Genomic DNA, 19,516 nt, shown 5'->3' with positions numbered 1-19,516 from the left:
CGTCGGAAGCGCAGGAGCGACGGCCACCGCCTCGCCGCCCTGCCGCGCGATCGTCAACAGCGCACCCAGCTCATCGCGCGTCAGGTCGCGCAGATCGCCCGAGCGCAGAGTGCCCAGGTGCAGCGGGCCGAACTGGCGTCGAACGAGCTCGATCACCGGATGCCCGACCGCCGCCATCATTCGACGCACGATGCGGTTGCGCCCCGAGTGCAGGGTGATCTCCACGAGTGACGCAGTCGAGCGCCCCTCCGGCCGACCCAGCAGCCGCGCCTTGTCGGCCGCCACCGATCCGTCGTCGAGCTCGATCCCGGCGGTCAGCATTGCGATCGTCTGCGGGAGGACCTGCCCGTGCACCTTGGCGATGTACGTCTTCGTCACGCCGAACGACGGATGCGCAAGCACGTGCGCCAGCTCGCCGTCGTTGGTCAGCACCAGCAGGCCCGACGTCTCCGCGTCGAGGCGACCGACATTGAACAGCCGCTCAGAAAAGTTCTTCGTGTAGAGGCTGAGATCGGTGCGGCCGTTCTCGTCGGCCAACGAGCTGACGACGCCGACCGGCTTGTTGAGCATCACGTAGCGGCGCGAGGTGTCCAGCTGCACCGCGACTCCGTCGACCTCGATCCGGTCGGTCGCCGGATCGATGCGTCGACCGAGCTCATCCGCCACTTCGCCGTTCACGCGGATCCGCCGCGCCACGATCATCTCCTCGACCACGCGTCGGGAGGCGACCCCCGCTGCCGCGAGGACCTTCTGCAGTCGTTCACCCTCGGGGCCGCTGTCAGGCTCGCTCATCGAATCCGTCTCTTCCGTCGCTCAGTAGGGGGGAGATCTTCGGCAGCTCGTCGAGCGAGGCGAGGCCGAGGTGCACGAGCAGCTGCTCGGTGGTGCCGTAGAGGATCGCACCGGTCTCGGGGTCGTGACCGACCTCCGCGATCAGGCCGCGCCCGAGGAGGGTACGTGCGACGGAGTCGACATTGACCGCGCGGATCTGCGCGACCTGGCCGCGCGAAACCGGCTGCTTGTATGCGATGACCGCCAGCGTCTCGAGCGCCGCCTGCGAGAGCCGGGTCGGGTTCTGGGTCAGCACGAAGTCCGTCACCACCGGGTCGTACTCACGGCGAACGTAGATCCGCCAGCCCGCGCCGACCTCGCGCAACTCGAAGCCCCGCCGAAGGGACCCGTCGACGCCGTCGTAGTCGGCGACCAGCCGCTCGACCGACTGGCGCACCACCGCGATCGGCCGCGAGAGCGCCGTAGCGAGCGCCGCCAGCGACTGCGGCTCGTCGGCGACCATCAGGATCGCCTCGATTGCCCGGTCGATCTCGAACGCGACGGTCCCAGCGCCGGCGTCAGGACTCATAGTCCGCTCCGAGCGTGGCGAGGCTCGCGTCGCTCCACTGCTCCGCGACCCAGCGCAGCGTCAGCTCGCCGAGCGGCTCCGGCTGCTCGAACGTGATCGCCGCATGCCGGTAGAGCTCAAGCACGGCCAGGAACCGCGCGACGATCACGCCCTTCTCGTCGGCGCCGAGGATCAGGTCGCGGAAGGTGGCCGACTCCCGGACACGCAGCACGGCCACCACGTGGGCGGCCTGCTCCCGAATGCTGATCTGCGGCGCGTGCAGGTGGTCCAGGCCGACTGCCGGCAGCTCGCGCGGGGCGAGGGCGACGGCCGCGAGAGCGGCGAAGTCGGCGGCCGACAGGGTCCACACCAGCTCCGGCTTCGCGGCCCGGTACTCCTCCTCCAGTGGCACATCGCGCGCGTGCCGGGCGGTCTCGACTGCCATCCGCTCGGCGAACCACGACGAGACCTGCTTGAACGCCTTGTACTGCAGGAGCCGGGCGAACAGCAGGTCGCGCGCCTCCAGCAGAGCCGCGTCCTCCGCGTCCACGAGCTCGCCCTGCGGCAGCAGCCCGGCAATCTTGAGGTCGAGGAGGGTCGCTGCGACGACCAGGAACTCGGAGGCGAGGTCTAGTCCCTCCAGCGTGTCGATCCCGTGCAGGTACGCGAGGAACTCGTCCGTGACCGCGCTCAGTGCGATCTCGGTGATATCGACCTGCTGCTTCGCAATCAGGCTCAGCAGGAGGTCGAACGGGCCCTCGAAGTTGGTCAGGGCGACGCGGAATCCAGTCGGAGCGGGACGCTCCTCGAGCACAGCCTCAGGCGACCGCGCCACGCGAGATCAGCTCCCTGGCGAGCTTGCGGTACGCCTTCGCGGCGTTGTGCTCGGGGGCGAACTGGGTGATCGGCACGCCGGACACGCTGGCGTCCGGAAACTTCACCGTGCGGCCGATGACCGTCTCGAGCACGCTATCGCCGAAGGCGTCGACCACGCGATCGAGCACCTCGCGCGAGTGCAGGGTCCGGGAGTCGTACATCGTGGGCAGGATGCCGTCGAGCTCGATCACCGGATTGAGGCGGTCGCGGACCTTGTCGATCGTCTCGATCAGCAGGGCCACACCGCGCAGAGCGAAGAATTCGCACTCGAGCGGAATGAGCACGCCGTGGCTCGCGGTGAGGGCGTTGACGGTGAGCAGGCCCAGCGAGGGCTGGCAATCGATCAGCACGACGTCGTAGTCGGCGCTCACCTTGCGCAGCACCCGGGCAAGGATCTGCTCGCGGGCGACCTCGTTGACGAGGTGCACCTCGGCCGCCGACAGGTCGATGTTGGCGGGGATGATGTCCAGGCCCGGGACGCGGGTCTTCCGGATCGCCTCGGCCGGGTCCTTCACGGTGCCCAGGAGCAGGTCGTAGATCGTGATCGAGTCGTACGTCGTGACGCCGAGACCGGCCGAGAGGGCGCCCTGCGGGTCGAAGTCGATGGCCAGGACGCGGCGGCCGTATTCGGCGAGCGTCGCGCCCAGGTTGATGGTCGTTGTCGTCTTACCGACGCCACCCTTTTGGTTGCAGAGCGAGATGATCCGAGCGGGTCCGTGACCGGTGAGCTCCACCGGCAGCGGGAAATCGCGCAGGGGGCGGCCGGTCGGGCCGAGCGTCGGGGCTTCGAGACCGGTGAGCTCGGCCTTGTCGTCCGTCTTGCGTGTCACCTGCGTCGTCCTCGCTTCCGTGTCGGCGTGCGCTCCCGCGCGGCCTTCGTCGAGTGTACCGGCGCGCCGCTCCCCCGCCGCGGCGCCCCGCCGCACGGCCCTGCGCCTCAGCGCCGCGCTCGCGGATGCGCCGACGTGTACACGTCCCGCAGCGTGTCCGCCGTCACCAGCGTGTAGATCTGCGTCGTCGCCACCGAGGCGTGCCCCAGCAACTCCTGCACCACGCGAACGTCCGCGCCGCCCGCGAGCAGGTGGGTCGCGAACGAGTGCCGGAACGTGTGCGGCGAGATCTCGCGGTCCAGGCCCGCCTTCTCGGCGACCGCGCGGATGACCAGCCACGCGCTCTGTCGTGAGAGTCGGCTCCCGCGCACCCCGAGAAAGAGCGCAGGAGTCGCCCGTCCGCGCCGCGACAGCTCCGGCCGGGCCCGCACCAGGTACTCCTCGACCGCCTCCCGGGCGTAGCGCCCGAGCGGCACCATCCGCTGCTTCGAACCCTTGCCCGTGAGGCGCACCACCTCGGCGTCCACCACGTCGTCGACGTTCAGGTCGACCGCCTCCGAGATCCGTGCCCCGGTCGCGTAGAGCAGTTCGAGCAGCGCCCGATCGCGCAGGTCGGCGAGCTCCTCGCCCCGCGCCGCGTCGAGCAGCGCCGCCATCTGCTCGACCGTGACCGCCTTCGGCAGGGTCATCGGGATCTTCGGCGGCACGACGTCACGGGCCACGTCGTCCGCGACGAGCCCCTCTTCCAGAGCGAACCGGTGCAACCCGCGGACGCTCGAGAGGATCCGCGCCCGCGAGCTCGCCGCGAGCGGACGCTCCGGCCGCGCGGCCAGCCAGGAGGAGAACTCCCCCACGTCGGCCCGGCGCAGCTGCGCCAGATCGCAGGTCCCGCGCTCCGCGAGCCAGCCGAGGTAGAGCTCCAGGTCCCGCCGGTAGGCGGCGAGTGTGTGCGCCGAGAGCCCGCGCTCCACGCTCGCCTGGCGGAGGTACGCCTCGGCGCACGCGCGCGGAGTCACTCCCGAGGGTGGCGCACCCGCGGGTGGCGGGTCCACGGCGAGGAGGCGTCACCCAGCCCGCTCCAGTCGCGCGAGCGAAACGCGTGCGCAGCGAGCACCGCGATGCTCAGCGACGGGTTCTGCACCCGGCGGGCCAGCACCGCCTCGACGACCTCGTCGAGCGGTACCCAGCGCAGCTCCATATCGGCCTCCTCGGCCTCGCGGTCGAAGGCGGAGCCGGTGGCCGAGAGCCCGCGCGCGAGATAGATCCGGATCACCTCGTCGCTGCCGCCGGGCGAGGTCGCGAACTCCGACAGCAGGTCCCAGCGCTCGGCCTGCAGGTCCGTCTCCTCGCCCAGCTCGCGCTGCGCAGCGATGAGCGGATCCTCACCCTGCACATCGAGGAGTCCGGCGGGAATCTCCCACTCCCGGGTGCGAACCGGATGCCGGTACTGCTTAATCAGGGCGACGCGGTCCTCGTCGTCCAGAGCAAGAACCGCGACGGCGCCGGTGTGATCGAGGAACTCCCGGCGCAGCTCCCCGCCGCCGTAGCGGAACGTCTCAGCGCGGACGCCCCAGACCATCCCGTCGAAGACCCGATCGCTGGTCAGGACCTCTGGCTCGACCAGCTCGTCCGAGAGCGGCTCACTCATGGGCGCCGGCCTCCGACGCCGGGAAGAGCCGTGACGACTCCTGGCGCTCGAGCGCCGCGCTCACCAGACCGCGGAAAAGCGGGTGTGCGGCGTTCGGGCGCGAGCGGAGCTCCGGGTGCGCCTGGGTGCCGACGTAGAAGGGGTGCTTCTCCCGGGGCAGCTCGACGTACTCGACCAGGTGCCCGTCGGGCGAGAGGCCCGAGAACCAGAGCCCTGCCTGCGCGATCTGCTCGCGGTAGCGGTTGTTGACCTCGTAGCGGTGGCGGTGGCGCTCGGCCGCCTCCGGTGCGCCGTAGACCTCGGCGACGATCGAGCCCTCGGCGAGCTCGGCCGTGTACAGGCCCAGGCGCATCGTCCCGCCCATGTCGCCGGAGGCCAGGATCTCGACCTGTTCGGCCATCGTCGCGATCACCGGGAATGCGGTCTCGGGGTCGAACTCCGATGACGACGCCCCCTCGAGCCCCGCCTCGTGGCGCGCGTACTCGATGACCATGCACTGCAGCCCCAGACAGAGCCCCAGAGTCGGGATCCCGTTCTCCCGCGCGAAACGCAGCGCACCGAGCTTCCCCTCGATCCCGCGGATGCCGAAGCCGCCGGGCACGCAGATGCCGTCAAGCTCCGAGAGCGCCTTCGCGGCGGCCTCCGGGTCCTCGAGCCCGTCAGAGGCGATCCAGCGGATGGTCACCTTCGTCTGCTGCGCGAAGCCACCGGCCCGCAGCGCCTCCGTCACGGACAGGTAGGCGTCGGGCAGGTCGATGTACTTGCCGACCAGGCCGATCGTGACCTCGTGCTGCGGCTCGTGCACGGCCTCCAGCAGCCGGGACCAGCCGTCCCAGACGACCTCGCCGGCCGGCAGGCCCAGTTGGTCGATGATGTAGGCGTCGAGCCCCTGCTCGTTGAGCATTTGCGGGATCTCGTAGATGGACGCGACATCCTTCGCGTTGACCACGGCCTGCTCGTCGACATCGCACATCAGCGCGATCTTGCGCTTGTTCGACTCCGAGACGGGACGGTCGCTGCGCAGCACCAGAGCATCCGGCTGGATACCGATCGAGCGCAATGCCGCGACGGAGTGCTGAGTCGGCTTGGTCTTCTGCTCACCGGAGGCCCCCATGAACGGCACCAGCGAGACGTGCACGAAGAACACGGTGCGGCGCCCGAGCTCGTGGCGCACCTGGCGCGCCGACTCCAGGAACGGCTGACTCTCGATGTCGCCGACCGTGCCGCCGATCTCGGTGATGATGACGTCCGGCTGCGGGTCGTCCTCCGCCTGGAGGCGCATGCGCCGCTTGATCTCGTCGGTGATGTGCGGGATGACCTGCACCGTGTCGCCGAGGTACTCGCCGGCGCGCTCGCGGGCGATAACCCGCGAGTAGATCTGGCCGGTCGTGACGTTCGCCGCCTGGTTGAGGTTGATATCGAGAAAGCGCTCGTAGTGGCCGATATCCAGGTCCGTCTCGGCTCCGTCGTCGGTCACGAAGACCTCGCCGTGCTGGAACGGGTTCATCGTGCCCGGATCCACGTTGAGGTACGGGTCGAGCTTCTGCATCACGACGCGCAGCCCGCGCGCCGTCAGCAGGTTGCCGAGGCTCGCGGCGGTAAGGCCCTTGCCGAGCGAGGAGACGACACCGCCGGTGACGAAGATGTGCTTCGTGATCGTCGCGGGCGCGCCCTGCCCGGTCGGTGAAGCGTCCCGAGTCGAGGACCCGGAGGAGCCCTCGGAACCAGAGGGAGAAGAAGAGGAAAGGCCCGTGTTCGTAAAGTCCACCACGGGGTTCCACCGTAACAGCAGAACAGGCGCGACGGACCGCCGGTCCCGGATCGGTGCCGACCCGGGCCGTCGCCATCAGCCCCGCCGGCTCGTCTCGAGCAACTCCCGGGCGTGAGCGAGGGCGTTCGCGGAGTCGGCGAGGCCCGACAGCAGGCGCGCCATCTCCGACACCCGCTCCTCAGAGTCGAGCTGGGTCACCGCACTCGAGGTCACCGCTCCGTCCGAGCCCTTCTCGACGCGGAGGTGGTTCGTCGCGAACGCCGCGACCTGCGCCAGGTGCGTCACCACGATCACCTGCGACGTCTCGGCGAGCCGCGCGAGGCGCCGACCGATCTCGATCGCCGCCGCGCCGCCGACTCCCGCGTCGACCTCGTCGAACACGAACGTCGGCACCGGATCGTTGGCCGCGACCACGACTTCGATCGCGAGCATCACCCGCGACAGCTCGCCACCCGAGGCCCCGCGGGCCAGCGGCCGCGGTGTCGCACCCGTGTGCGGTTGCAGCAGCATCTCGATCGAGTCGCGCCCGTGCGCGGCCGGCTCCCCCGCCGAGGTCACCTGTACGTGCAGGCGCGCGTCGGCCATCGCCAGCGCCGTGAGCTCGTCGCTGACCCGCTCGCTCAGCTCCGCGGCCGCCGCGGTCCGCACCTCGGTCAGCCAGGCGGCGAGCCGGTCGACGAGATCGGCATCGGCGTCCGTGTCGGCCTCGAGCGCCGCGATCCGCTCGTCGTCGCCGTCCAACTCGAGCAGACGCAGTCCGGAGGAGTCGACCAGGTCCAGCACATCGTCGAGCGTCGGCCCGTAGCTGCGGACCAGCAGGGACAGCTCGGCCCGGCGGTTCTCGATCAGCTCCAGGTCGTGAGCGCCGTCGAGGTCGAGCTCGGCGAAGTAGGAGGAGAGGCCGCCGGCCGCGTCGACGAGGAGCACCGCAGCCTCCCCGAGTGTCTGCACCATCGGCTGGAGGGCTGCATCGTGCTCGGCCGCCCGCTCCAGCACCCGGCGCGCCGTCTCCACCAGCCCGAGCGCGTCTCGCCCGTCCAACTCCTCCGACGAGATTGCCTCGCGCGCCTCGCCGGCCGCGACCCGCAACTGCTCGATGCTGCCGAGCCGGGCCGACTGCGCTGCGAGCTCCACGTCCTCGCCCCGCTGGGGCGCGACGACCTCGATCTCGGCGAGGGCGGCACGGAGCCGGTCCGCCTCGAGGGCGCGCGCCTCCCGCGCCTGGATCAGGGAGTCGAGCTCCTCCCGGTTGGCCCGCCAGCGCTCGAACGCGCTCGCGTACTCGCGGAGGGCGTTCGCCAGCTCGGGCCCGCCGAACCGGTCGAGCGCCTCGCGCTGGGCCGCGGCCGACCGGAGTCGGATCTGGTCCGACTGTCCGTGCACGACCACCAGCTGGTCCGCGAGCTCACTCAGCACGCTGACCGGAGCACTGCGACCGCCGACGACCGCGCGACCGCGCCCCTCCGCCGAGACGGAGCGAGCAAGCAGCAGCTCGGGGCCGTCGAGATCACCCCCGGCGTCGTGCACCCGCTCGGCGACCGGACCCTTCTCCGGCACCAGCCAGCGGCCGGACACCCACGCTTGCTTCGCCCCTGACCGCACCGCGGAGGCGTCCGACCTCGCACCCAGCACCAGGCCGAGCGCCGTGACCACCATCGTCTTGCCGGCTCCCGTCTCGCCCGTGACGGCGGTGAAGCCCGGTCCGAGCGGGAGCGTCGCCTCGGCAATCACTCCGAGATCGCGGATCTGCAGCTCTTCGAGCATCGGGCCCTACTCCGTCTCCGCCGACCCCCGCCATCCGCGGATGGGGAGACCGAACTTGTGCACGAGTCGATCAGTGAAGGAGGCGTCGTGCAGGCGCGCGAAGCGCACGGGCACGGGCGAGCGGCGGTACACGACACGTGCCCCCGGGGGGAGTTCGTAGGCTCGCCGACCATCGGCCCAGAGCACGCCGACGCCATCGGTCCGCTCCTTGACCTCGACAGCGAGGCTCGACGAGGGTCCGACGACGAGCGGACGCGCGAAGAGGGCGTGCGCACTAAGCGGCACGAGGAGCATGGCCTCGACCGACGGCCACACCACGGGCCCGCCGCCGGAGAACGCATAGGCGGTCGATCCGGTGGGAGTGGAGACGACGATCCCGTCGCAGCCGAAACTGGACAGCGGCCGCCCGTCGACCCCGACCATCACCTCCAGCATCCGCTCGCGGCTGCCCTTCTCGACGGTGGCCTCGTTGAGCGCCCAGGTCTCATAGACGACGGTCTCGTCGATCGTGACGCGCACCTGGAGCGTCATCCGCTCCTCGACCGCGTAGTCGCCGTCGAGCGCACGTGCCACGGCGTCGTCCAGGTCATCGCGTTCGCTCTCGGCGAGGAAGCCGACGTGGCCGAGGTTGACCCCGAGCAGTGGCGCGGTCCCCGCGCGCACGATCTCGGCTGCGCGCAGGATCGTGCCGTCCCCACCGAGCACGAACACGAGCTCGATCGACTCCAGCGGGACGTCGGCGCCGAGCACGGAGATATCGCCGAGGTCCGGAGCAACCGTGACGATGTCGCCCTTGTCGTCGGCACAGAGCACGGGGCGCGCCCCGGAGTTCCTCAGGCGGTGGACGACGAGGATCGCCGCGTCGAGGGAGTCCGTCCGTCCGGTATGGGCGATGACGAGGATGTTGCGCTCGCCAGGAGGGGACTGCATCGAGGGGATGTCCTTCTGTTCGGTCGACAGCGGCGGACACGATCGCGTCATCCGGTGGTGAGCGCGGTGACCGCGTCCCTCCATTCTGTCGGAATCGTTCCGCGGTCGCGGTGGAGGTGCACCAGATACTCCCGATTCCCAGCGCTCCCCGGGAGTGGCGACTCGGCCAGCCCGACGATGCCGAGGCCGAGGTCCCAGGCCGCCCAGAGCACGTCCGAGAGCGCCTCTCGGCGCAACTCCGGGTCGCGCACGATACCTTCGCGCACTCCGGTGCGCCCGACTTCGAATTGCGGCTTCACCAGCACCACGACGTCGGCGAGCGGGTCGACTGAAGCGGCGATCGGCGGCAGCACCATCGTGAGTGAGATGAAGGAGACGTCTGATACGACAAGTCCCGGGACGACGTCGGTCCCGGCGGCCTCCGCGAGCCGGGCAGGGGTCAGGTCCCGAGCGTTGAAGCCCTCCACGACGTGGACCCGGTCGTCCGAGCGGATCCGCGGCGCGAGCTGCGCATGCCCGACGTCGAGCGCGATCACCGACGCCGCGCCGCGTTCGAGCAGCACTTGCGAGAAGCCGCCGGTCGATGCCCCGACATCGAGAGCATGCACGCCGCGTACCGTCACCGTGGAAAAGGTGTCGAGAGCAGCGATCAGCTTGTGCGCCGCTCGGCTGACGTAGTGGTCGAGCGCCGCGACCGCGACGTCCTGATCCCCGCGGACACGCGTCGACGCCTTAAGCGCTGGTGCGCCGTCCACCGTCACCAGGCCGTCGGCGATCAGGCGGGCCGCGTGAGTACGGGAGCGGGCGATTCCTCGTTCAGCCAGGGCGGAGTCGAGGCGGATGTCGTCGCTCATCGGTCGCGGTCCGCGTTTTCGAGGCGGAGGCGAAGCTGCTCCTGCAGCCGCGTGTATCCGGATGCCCGCTCCGGGAGCGGCGCCTGCTCGATGCGCAGTAGCTCGCGGGACGGTACGGCGTCGTACGTCGCGCCGTCGTCGGCTACTTCGTCGCTGCTCGTCGGCGTCGACTCCGATCGTGAAGGGGCGTTGAACTCGCTCATCGCTGCTCCTTTCTTTCGGAGTCGGGTGACGACGTCCTCGTCGCTTCGGCCGGCCACGGTCTTCTTTGACCATGTTGCGGATCGTTAAACAGCGATGGCCACCCATTTTTGGGTGGCCATCGTGAATGGTGTCCGGCGGTGTCCTACTCTCCCACAGGGTCCCCCCTGCAGTACCATCGGCGCTGAGAGTCTTAGCTTCCGGGTTCGGAATGTGACCGGGCGTTTCCCTCTCGCTATGGCCGCCGTAACCCTGGCGACACACACACCTCGCAGTGCATGGTCAAATCTGGGTTACACGCCGTGCGTGTCTTCAATTGTTCCGCAGCCGCCCCGAAGGACCGCGCGGGGTGCCCGTCTTCTGGGAACCACAAAGTGGACGCAAGCAATCTCTGACCACTCCTACCAGCCTTTACAACGGTATGAGTGTAGTGATTATCAAGTTATCGGCTTATTAGTACCGGTCAGCTCCGACAGTCTTTAGTCCTGTCTTCCACATCCGGCCTATCAACCCAGTCGTCTGGCTGGGAGCCTCTCCCCCGAAGGGATGGAAATCTCATCTCGAAGCCGGCTTCCCGCTTAGATGCTTTCAGCGGTTATCCGTTCCGAACGTAGCTAATCAGCGGTGCTCCTGGCGGAACAACTGACACACCAGAGGTTCGTCCATCCCGGTCCTCTCGTACTAGGGATAGATCTTCTCAAATTTCCTGCGCGCGCAGCGGATAGGGACCGAACTGTCTCACGACGTTCTAAACCCAGCTCGCGTACCGCTTTAATGGGCGAACAGCCCAACCCTTGGGACCTACTCCAGCCCCAGGATGCGACGAGCCGACATCGAGGTGCCAAACCATGCCGTCGATATGGACTCTTGGGCAAGATCAGCCTGTTATCCCCGAGGTACCTTTTATCCGTTGAGCGACAGCGCTTCCACAAGCCACTGCCGGATCACTAGTCCCGACTTTCGTCCCTGCTCGACTTGTCAGTCTCACAGTCAAGCTCCCTTGTGCACTTACACTCGCCACCTGATTGCCAACCAGGTTGAGGGAACCTTTGGGCGCCTCCGTTACTTTTTGGGAGGCAACCGCCCCAGTTAAACTACCCATCAGGCACTGTCCCTGAACCCGATTAGGGTCCGAAGTTAGATATCCAGAGTGACCAGAGTGGTATTTCAACAATGACTCCACGAACACTAGCGTGCCCGCTTCACAGTCTCCCACCTATCCTACACAAGCCACACCGAACACCAATACCAAACTATAGTAAAGGTCACGGGGTCTTTCCGTCCTGCTGCGCGTAACGAGCATCTTTACTCGTAATGCAATTTCGCCGAGTTCGCGGTTGAGACAGCTGGGAAGTCGTTACGCCATTCGTGCAGGTCGGAACTTACCCGACAAGGAATTTCGCTACCTTAGGATGGTTATAGTTACCACCGCCGTTTACTGGGGCTTAAATTCTCAGCTTCGCCGTGAGGCTAACCGTTCCTCTTAACCTTCCAGCACCGGGCAGGCGTCAGTCCGTATACATCGTCTTGCGACTTAGCACGGACCTGTGTTTTTAGTAAACAGTCGCTTCCCACTGGTCTCTGCGGCCATCGAACGCTCCCGGAGCAAGTCCGTTCACGCCTCAGGCCCCCCTTCTCCCGAAGTTACGGGGGCATTTTGCCGAGTTCCTTAACCACGATTCTCTCGATCTCCTTGGTATTCTCTACCTGACCACCTGAGTCGGTTTGGGGTACGGGCAGCTAGAACCTCGCGTCGATGCTTTTCTTGGCAGCATAGGATCACCGATTTCGACTTGCGTCTACCCATCAGATCTCAGGCTACATGAACGACGGATTTGCCTATCGTTCGCCCTACATCCTTAGACCGGGACAACCATCGCCCGGCTCGGCTACCTTCCTGCGTCACACCTGTTAATACGCTAAACGCACCAGCACGGGGTCGTACGCTAGGCCCAACGCTTCACCCCGAAGGGATCCATCACAGGGATTCAGATACTTAGCACTACTGGATTATCTTGGGCGGTTCTTCGCCGGTACGGGAATATCAACCCGTTGTCCATCGACTACGCCTGTCGGCCTCGCCTTAGGTCCCGACTTACCCAGGGAAGATTAGCTTGACCCTGGAACCCTTGGTCTTCCGGAGGACGGGTTTCTCACCCGTCTTTCGCTACTCATGCCTGCATTCTCACTCGTGTGGCGTCCACGGCTGGTTCACACCGCCGCTTCACTCGCCACACGACGCTCTCCTACCCATCAACACGGCTGGACCACGAAGGCCTACCACTAATGTCAATGCCACAACTTCGGTGGCGTGCTTGAGCCCCGTTACATTGTCGGCGCGGAATCACTTGACCAGTGAGCTATTACGCACTCTTTCAAGGGTGGCTGCTTCTAAGCCAACCTCCTGGTTGTCTGTGCAACTCCACATCCTTTCCCACTTAGCACGCGCTTAGGGACCTTAGTTGGTGGTCTGGGTTGTTTCCCTCTCGACTATGAAGCTTATCCCCCACAGTCTCACTGCTGCGCTCTCACTTACCGGCATTCGGAGTTTGGCTGACGTCAGTAAGCTTTTGGGCCCCATCGGCCATCCAGTAGCTCTACCTCCGGCAAGAAACACGCAACGCTGCACCTAAATGCATTTCGGAGAGAACCAGCTATCACGAAGTTTGATTGGCCTTTCACCCCTATCCACAGCTCATCCCCTCCATTTTCAACTGAAGTGGGTTCGGTCCTCCACGACGTCTTACCGTCGCTTCAACCTGGCCATGGATAGATCACTTCGCTTCGGGTCTAGACCCTGCGACTATAAACGCCCTATTCGGACTCGCTTTCGCTACGGCTGCCCCACACGGGTTAACCTCGCCACAGAGCACTAACTCGCAGGCTCATTCTTCAAAAGGCACGCCGTCACCCCAACAAGGAGGCTCCGACGGTTTGTAAGCAAACGGTTTCAGGTACTATTTCACTCCCCTCCCGGGGTACTTTTCACCTTTCCCTCACGGTACTTGTCCGCTATCGGTCATCTGGGAGTATTTAGGCTTATCAGGTGGTCCTGACAGATTCACACGGGATTTCTCGGGCCCCGTGCTACTTGGGATACTCTTCACGCCATAACACCATTTCGACTACGGGGCTCGCACCCACTCCGGCCAGGCATTCAAACCTGTTCGTCTATGATGCGCTGTAACGTTCCGTGCTCGGCAGAACACGACGAAAAGTCCCACAACCCCGACCATGCAACCCCTGCCGGGTATCACACATGACTCGGTTTAGCCTCTTCCGCGTTCGCTCGCCACTACTAACGGAATCACTGTTGTTTTCTCTTCCTGTGGGTACTGAGATGTTTCACTTCCCCACGTTCCCTCTACCCGCCCTATATATTCAGGCGGGAGTCACCAGGTCACCACAAGGGGCCTGGCGGGGTTTCCCCATTCGGAAATCCTCGGATCACAGCTCGTTTATCAGCTCCCCGAGGCTTATCGCAGATTACGACGTCCTTCTTCGGCTCCAGATGCCAAGGCATTCACCGTTTGCTCTTAAAAACTTGAAATCACATGAGTTTAAGAAACCACAAATCAACATGTCGCACACACAACCACCGCCAAGACCACCCGAAGGCACCCCAGCGAGCCCGCCCATCCAAGATTTGAAGTCCCGGATCAGAGCAGCCCGGGATTTGAAGTCCCGAACCTCTGCAGCCCAGGATTTGAAGTCCCGAACCTCTGCAGCCCAGGATTTGAAGTCCCGAACCTCTGCAGCCCAGGATTTGAAGTCCTGAACCTCTGCAGTCCAGGATTTGAAGTCCTGAACCCGAACAATCCAAGATTTGAAGTCCCGGATCAGAGCAGCCCGGGATTTGAAGTCCCGAACCCGTGCAGCCCGAGATTTGAAGTCCCGGACATGTGCGACCGACGATTTATCACCGTCTATTTGTGCGACCCAGGATTTGAAGTCCCGGGTCTGTTCGATCCAGGATTTGAAGTCCTGGATCTATTCGATTCAGGATTTGCAGTCCTGAATCTAAAGATGCTCGCGTCCACTGTGTAGTTCTCAAAATACGGGCGGTATCCCTCCCCCACACACCCAGGCGTGAGAAAAGGATCCAGAGAGTCGACCCCGCCACCCGAAGGCAACCGGCCCGGTCCCTCAGGACCCAACAGCGTGCATGTACCCGACTCCACCACCCCGACGCGTTCCCAACCCGAAGGCTGTACTGACGCGAGACGATCTCGACGAGCACCCAGTTCAATGTTCCACCCATGAGCTACCAGCAAAGACATTCGCTTTGATCTGGCGCCTGGAACACCCTGCGGTGTCCAGATGCTCCTTAGAAAGGAGGTGATCCAGCCGCACCTTCCGGTACGGCTACCTTGTTACGACTTAGTCCTAATCACCGATCCCACCTTCGACAGCTCCCTCCTTGCGGTTAGGCCACTGGCTTCGGGTGTTACCGACTTTCATGACTTGACGGGCGGTGTGTACAAGGCCCGGGAACGTATTCACCGCAGCGTTGCTGATCTGCGATTACTAGCGACTCCGACTTCATGAGGTCGAGTTGCAGACCTCAATCCGAACTGAGACCGGCTTTTTGGGATTCGCTCCACCTTACGGTATCGCAGCCCTTTGTACCGGCCATTGTAGCATGCGTGAAGCCCAAGACATAAGGGGCATGATGATTTGACGTCATCCCCACCTTCCTCCGAGTTGACCCCGGCAGTCTCCTATGAGTTCCCACCATAACGTGCTGGCAACATAGAACGAGGGTTGCGCTCGTTGCGGGACTTAACCCAACATCTCACGACACGAGCTGACGACAACCATGCACCACCTGTATACCGACCTTGCGGGGCGACCATTTCTGGACGTTTCCGGTATATGTCAAGCCTTGGTAAGGTTCTTCGCGTTGCATCGAATTAATCCGCATGCTCCGCCGCTTGTGCGGGCCCCCGTCAATTCCTTTGAGTTTTAGCCTTGCGGCCGTACTCCCCAGGCGGGGAACTTAATGCGTTAGCTGCGACACGGAGACCGTGGAAAGGTCCCCACATCTAGTTCCCAACGTTTACGGCGTGGACTACCAGGGTATCTAATCCTGTTCGCTCCCCACGCTTTCGCTCCTCAGCGTCAGTAACGGCCCAGAGAACTGCCTTCGCCATCGGTGTTCCTCCTGATATCTGCGCATTCCACCGCTACACCAGGAATTCCATTCTCCCCTACCGCACTCTAGTCTGCCCGTACCCACTGCAGGCCCGAGGTTGAGCCTCGGGTTTTCACAGCAGACGCGACAAACCGCCTACGAGCTCTTTACGCCCAATAATTCCGGACAACGCTTGCACCCTACGTATTACCGCGGCTGCTGGCACGTAGTTAGCCGGTGCTTTTTCTGCAGGTACCGTCAAGCCGAAGCCCTTCTTCCCTACTAAAAGAGGTTTACAACCCGAAGGCCGTCATCCCCCACGCGGCGTTGCTGCATCAGGCTTTCGCCCATTGTGCAATATTCCCCACTGCTGCCTCCCGTAGGAGTCTGGGCCGTGTCTCAGTCCCAGTGTGGCCGGTCACCCTCTCAGGCCGGCTACCCGTCGTCGCCTTGGTGAGCCATTACCTCACCAACAAGCTGATAGGCCGCGAGTCCATCCTTGACCGAAAAACTTTCCACCCGCACCCGATGCCGGGGCAGGTCGTATCCGGTATTAGACGCCGTTTCCAGCGCTTATCCCAGAGTCAAGGGCAGGTTACTCACGTGTTACTCACCCGTTCGCCACTAATCCACCCAGCAAGCTGGGCTTCATCGTTCGACTTGCATGTGTTAAGCACGCCGCCAGCGTTCGTCCTGAGCCAGGATCAAACTCTCCGTAAAAAAATTACGACCTCCAACCCCGAAGAGAAGAAGAGTCAAGTTTGACCTCCAGCAAATAAGACATCTCTCCGACCCTGAAGCCGGAAGCTGACATCAATTTCCAAAGGAATCCCAACCCGATCCGAAGACCGAGCCGAGGTATAAAATTGGCATTGAACATAGTGCACGCTGTTGAGTTCTCAAGAATCGGACACACCCCGCCTCCACACCGAAAACGATGCTTCACAACGAGAGTGATCGAAAGATAGTTACGCGACGGCCGGAACCGCTCGATATTTTGCTCGCGTTTGTTATATCTGCCGAGACCGGGTAGACTTATCGGAACGGTGGTTCCGATCGCCTCCGTGGCAACTCGACTAACCTAGCACATCCGCGGGCCGTGTCAAATCCGACTTCAGCGTGGTGTTGACCGTACGGTCAAAGACCGTACCGATGCACCGGCGCGGCCGCGAGGCCGTGCGTCGAAGCCGGGACCGTATCCCGTTGAGGTTCTCCATCTTACGCTCGCGATCCCGCAACCTTCAAGAGACGAATCTCTCACCGGCTGTGGTAGCGAGGGGATGGTCCCCGCTTGAGGTCGGCCAGCTGGTCGTGACGCTCTGCGCCTGACTCTCGCTCGCCGCTCCTTTGGGGTGACGAGGAGTTACATTACGTCGGCCCTCGCCCGTCCAGCAAATCAGCCACGGCCCGGGCGTGTCGCGATTCGGAGTCCGTCCGTCGCGTCCGCGCGGCCACCCGCATGCCGAGGCGGCGAGCCGATCAGCGGACGAAGGCTCCGGCGAAGCTCTTCTTGCCACGGCGGAGTACCGCGATCCCGTTGATCAGCGGCAGCTCACCGAGCGTGATCGACTCGGACGCAAGCGCGACATTGTTCACAGAGAGGCCGCCCTGAGCGAAAGCACGCCGGGCCTCCCCCATGCTGGCGACGAGCCCGGTTTCGATGAACGCCTGCAGAGCCGGTGTCTCCGAGACGGCGTCCATCGAGGGGACCGCCTCGAGCGCACCACGAAGGATGGTCGGATCGATCCCCTCCAGCGAGCCTTTACCGAAGAGCGCGGCGGACGCGTCGATCACCGAGTGCGTCACCTCCGCTCCGTGCACCAGTGACGTGACCTCCCAGGCGAGGGCGCGCTGCGCCTCCCGGCGGAACGGCTCCTCCGCACTCGCCCGCTCGAGCCGCTCGATCTGCGCGCGCGGCAGGAAGGTGAAGATCCGCAGGCGGTCGACGACGTCACGATCGTCGGTGTTGACCCAGAACTGATAGAACGCGTACGGACTGGTCAGCTCGGGGTCGAGCCACACGGCGTTGCCTTCGCTCTTGCCGAACTTGGTGCCGTCGGAGTTCATCACCAGCGGAGTCCCGATAGCGTGCACCGAGACCCCCTCCGTGCGGTGGATCAGATCGGTGCCGCTGGTGAGATTGCCCCACTGGTCGCTGCCACCGGTCTGCAGCACGCATCCGTACTGCCGATACAGCTCGAGGTAGTCGAGCCCCTGCAGGATCTGGTAGCTGAACTCGGTGTAGCTGATCCCCGCGTCCGAGTTCAGCCGCGCGCTGACGGCCTCCTTTTTGAGCATTGTGCCCACGCGGAAGTGCTTGCCGATCTCCCGGAGGAAGTCGATCGCGGAGAGCGGGGCGGTCCAGTCCAGATTGTTGACCAGTCGCATCCCGTTCTCTCCCTCGGCCGGGACGAAGCGGGACACCTGGGCCTGCAAGCGCTGCACCCACTCGATCACCGTCTCGCGGGAGTTCAGCGTCCGCTCCGCGGTCGGCCGCGGATCTCCGATCAGGCCGGTCGAGCCTCCGACGAGTCCGAGCGGACGGTGCCCGGCGAGCTGAAGCCTGCGCATCACGATCAGCTGCACCAGATTGCCGAGGTGGAGACTCGGGGCCGTCGGATCGAATCCGCAGTAGTAGGTGATCGGCTCCCCCGACAGCAGCTCGCGCAGCGCCGCGGGATCGGTCGAGACGTGCACCGATCCCCGCCAGACCAGCTCATCCCACACGGAGTCGAACGCGGGGTCGAGCTGCGGGCTCGTCGCGGAGCCGGGGAGATCCTGGTCGGTCACGATCCCAGGCTACCGCGGCGGAACGGAGCGAGAGGATCGATGATCAAGCGTTCGGGCTTGATCGGGCGGGATCAAGCCTGGATACTTGATTGCGGAGGTGCCATGTTCGTCATCACCGCGGATCAGCGCGACAGCAGACACGACGACGACCGCGTCGAGCAGGCCATCGTCAGCCTCCTCGAGAGAGGTGGAGACTCCTTCGTCCTGCCCCCGGAGCGTACCGCCGGCGACGAGTTCCAGTTCGTGCTCGACCGGGCCGATGTCGTCGTCGCGCTCGTGCTCGATCTGCACCGCAGCGGCCACTGGAGCATCGGCCTCGGGATCGGCCCCGTGACCCGGCCGCTCCCCGCGACCACGAGGGCGGCCCGTGGCGAAGCATACTTCGCGGCGCGCCGAGCGGTCGAGGCGGCGAAGGGCCGGCCGACGCGCTTCTCCCTCGACCCCGATGCGCCCGACGGGGCCGCCCCCGCATCCGCCGACGTGCTGGCGCTCATCGATCCGCTCCTCCTGCTGCGCGACGCGCGTACGGAGGCCGGCTGGCAGATCCTCGACCTGCTTGAGAGCGGCCTCTCGCAGAAGGACGCCGCCGAGCACCTCGCCGTCAGCCCGCAGGCGGTCAGCCTCCGGGTCCGCGCGGCGAGCGCCCGAGTGGACGCGCCGGCCCGCGACGCGCTCGCGCGTCTGCTGACGGTGGTCGACCGTACGCTCGACCCCACCGACGAGAGGACACCCCGATGACGGCCGCCCCCGGCTCCCCTGCGCTACTGCTCGCCTCGGCGCTCCAGTCCGCCTCGTGGACGGGAGTCGTGCTCGTGCTCCTCGCCGGGCTCGCCGGAGCGGTGCTGGCCGTGCGGCTGCGCCGACCCCAGCTGGCGTGGATCGCGCTCGTTGCGGCGGCCGCCGCGTTCCTCCTGACGGCGATCGCCGGACCCTCGGCACCGCCGATCCACTCCATGCTGGTGACGGTCTTCGCCTTCGCCCTGGCGATTGTCGGCGGCGGTCCGGTCGTGCTGCTCACCCTCGACCTGGCCACGGCCGATTCCCGCACCGGCAGCCACGGCGGAATCATGGTGGCCGGAAGCTCTCGTCCGGCGAACGGAGGGGCGCCCTCAGCGATCGGGCAGCCGATCGAGGTGCTCCGCGGCGGGACGACGATCGGCGTCCTCGAGCGGATCGCCGCCGCCGGCGCTGTGATGAGCGGTCTGCCCGAGGGGATCGCGGTCGTCGTGGCGATCAAGGGCGTCGGCCGGTTCAGCGAGCTCGCGTCTCCGGAGGCGCGCGAGCGGTTCATCATCGGCACCCTGGCGAGCCTGGCCTGGTCGGCGGCGCTCGGCGTGCTCTCTCGGCTCTACCTGACGGGCTGACCACGGGCTACCGCA

General features: G+C 65.5%; 13 protein-coding genes, 3 rRNA genes and 1 pseudogene. 2 read left to right on the top strand and 15 right to left on the bottom strand.

Annotation, left to right across the window (positions count from 1 at the left end; all coding sequences use genetic code 11):
• Positions 1–39: 39 nt before the first annotated feature.
• From A6122_RS05415 to tyrS, 15 genes and pseudogenes are all read right to left on the bottom strand, one after another.
• Positions 40–792, bottom strand: a pseudogene (locus A6122_RS05415) (pseudouridine synthase); the annotation flags it as partial.
• Positions 779–1,360 carry an SMC-Scp complex subunit ScpB gene (scpB, locus tag A6122_RS05410; protein WP_068252473.1) on the bottom strand — a complete coding sequence of 194 codons (582 nt, stop codon included), beginning with the start codon at positions 1,358–1,360 and terminating at the stop codon, positions 779–781. The gene scpB and the pseudogene A6122_RS05415, both read right to left, overlap by 14 nt.
• Positions 1,350–2,174: a segregation and condensation protein A gene (locus A6122_RS05405; protein WP_068252470.1), complete on the bottom strand. Its 825-nt coding sequence runs from the start codon at positions 2,172–2,174 to the stop codon at positions 1,350–1,352. Before A6122_RS05405 ends, scpB begins: the two co-directional genes overlap by 11 nt.
• Entirely contained in the window at positions 2,158–3,045 is an 888-nt protein-coding gene (locus A6122_RS05400) for a ParA family protein (protein ID WP_068252467.1), read from the bottom strand. Before A6122_RS05400 ends, A6122_RS05405 begins: the two co-directional genes overlap by 17 nt.
• Positions 3,046–3,152: 107 nt before the next feature.
• On the bottom strand, positions 3,153–4,061 hold the full coding sequence (xerD, locus tag A6122_RS05395; protein WP_068252464.1) for a site-specific tyrosine recombinase XerD: 909 nt from the start codon (positions 4,059–4,061) through the stop codon (positions 3,153–3,155).
• Positions 4,058–4,693, bottom strand: coding sequence for an NUDIX domain-containing protein (locus A6122_RS05390; RefSeq protein WP_068252462.1), 636 nt, complete (start codon positions 4,691–4,693; stop codon positions 4,058–4,060). Before A6122_RS05390 ends, xerD begins: the two co-directional genes overlap by 4 nt.
• Complete coding sequence (locus A6122_RS05385; RefSeq protein ID WP_068257107.1) at positions 4,686–6,350, bottom strand: CTP synthase; 1,665 nt, start codon at positions 6,348–6,350, stop codon at positions 4,686–4,688. The genes A6122_RS05390 and A6122_RS05385 overlap by 8 nt, the downstream gene beginning before the upstream one ends.
• Before the next feature lie 189 nt (positions 6,351–6,539).
• Positions 6,540–8,228 carry a DNA repair protein RecN gene (gene recN, locus A6122_RS05380; RefSeq protein ID WP_068252459.1) on the bottom strand — a complete coding sequence of 563 codons (1,689 nt, stop codon included), beginning with the start codon at positions 8,226–8,228 and terminating at the stop codon, positions 6,540–6,542.
• 6 nt (positions 8,229–8,234) lie between these two features.
• Entirely contained in the window at positions 8,235–9,158 is a 924-nt protein-coding gene (locus A6122_RS05375) for an NAD kinase (RefSeq protein ID WP_068257105.1), read from the bottom strand.
• Positions 9,159–9,205: 47 nt separating this feature from the next.
• On the bottom strand, positions 9,206–10,012 hold the full coding sequence (locus A6122_RS05370) for a TlyA family RNA methyltransferase (RefSeq protein ID WP_068252457.1): 807 nt from the start codon (positions 10,010–10,012) through the stop codon (positions 9,206–9,208).
• Positions 10,009–10,215, bottom strand: coding sequence for a hypothetical protein (locus A6122_RS05365; protein WP_068252454.1), 207 nt, complete (start codon positions 10,213–10,215; stop codon positions 10,009–10,011). Before A6122_RS05365 ends, A6122_RS05370 begins: the two co-directional genes overlap by 4 nt.
• A gap of 130 nt (positions 10,216–10,345) precedes the next feature.
• Positions 10,346–10,462 (bottom strand): 5S ribosomal RNA (gene rrf, locus A6122_RS05360).
• Between the two features lie 184 nt (positions 10,463–10,646).
• Positions 10,647–13,763 (bottom strand): 23S ribosomal RNA (locus A6122_RS05355).
• A 781-nt stretch (positions 13,764–14,544) separates the two neighbouring features.
• Positions 14,545–16,067: ribosomal RNA gene (locus A6122_RS05350) — 16S ribosomal RNA — on the bottom strand.
• The 16S, 23S and 5S rRNA genes sit together here, the layout of an rRNA operon.
• A 759-nt stretch (positions 16,068–16,826) precedes the next feature.
• A complete protein-coding gene (gene tyrS, locus A6122_RS05345; RefSeq protein ID WP_068252448.1) occupies positions 16,827–18,137 on the bottom strand; it encodes a tyrosine--tRNA ligase in 1,311 nt (436 codons plus the stop codon).
• 102 nt (positions 18,138–18,239) lie between these two features.
• Here tyrS and A6122_RS05340 point away from each other — a divergent pair, with 102 nt between their 5' ends.
• Both A6122_RS05340 and A6122_RS05335 read left to right on the top strand, forming a co-directional pair.
• A complete protein-coding gene (locus A6122_RS05340) occupies positions 18,240–18,875 on the top strand; it encodes a hypothetical protein (RefSeq protein ID WP_068252445.1) in 636 nt (211 codons plus the stop codon).
• Positions 18,872–19,501 carry a hypothetical protein gene (locus A6122_RS05335; RefSeq protein ID WP_068252443.1) on the top strand — a complete coding sequence of 210 codons (630 nt, stop codon included), beginning with the start codon at positions 18,872–18,874 and terminating at the stop codon, positions 19,499–19,501. The genes A6122_RS05340 and A6122_RS05335 overlap by 4 nt, the downstream gene beginning before the upstream one ends.
• Positions 19,502–19,516: the final 15 nt, after the last annotated feature.

This window comes from Rathayibacter tritici (assembly GCF_001641005.1).
GTDB classification, from domain to species: Bacteria; Actinomycetota; Actinomycetes; order Actinomycetales; family Microbacteriaceae; genus Rathayibacter; species Rathayibacter tritici.
This window is presented reverse-complemented; position numbering and strand designations above follow the sequence as displayed.

Bases quoted from the DNA above. Each gene is read 5' to 3' on its own strand.
- scpB (WP_068252473.1), bottom strand. From the start codon at position 1,360: ATGAGTCCTGACGCCGGCGCTGGGACCGTCGCGTTCGAGATCGACCGG.
- A6122_RS05390 (WP_068252462.1), bottom strand. From the start codon at position 4,693: ATGAGTGAGCCGCTCTCGGACGAGCTGGTCGAGCCAGAGGTCCTGACC.
- recN (WP_068252459.1), bottom strand. From the start codon at position 8,228: ATGCTCGAAGAGCTGCAGATCCGCGATCTCGGAGTGATTGCCGAGGCG.
- A6122_RS05375 (WP_068257105.1), bottom strand. From the start codon at position 9,158: ATGCAGTCCCCTCCTGGCGAGCGCAACATCCTCGTCATCGCCCATACC.
- A6122_RS05370 (WP_068252457.1), bottom strand. From the start codon at position 10,012: ATGAGCGACGACATCCGCCTCGACTCCGCCCTGGCTGAACGAGGAATC.
- A6122_RS05365 (WP_068252454.1), bottom strand. From the start codon at position 10,215: ATGAGCGAGTTCAACGCCCCTTCACGATCGGAGTCGACGCCGACGAGC.
- A6122_RS05340 (WP_068252445.1), top strand. From the start codon at position 18,240: ATGTTCGTCATCACCGCGGATCAGCGCGACAGCAGACACGACGACGAC.
- A6122_RS05335 (WP_068252443.1), top strand. From the start codon at position 18,872: ATGACGGCCGCCCCCGGCTCCCCTGCGCTACTGCTCGCCTCGGCGCTC.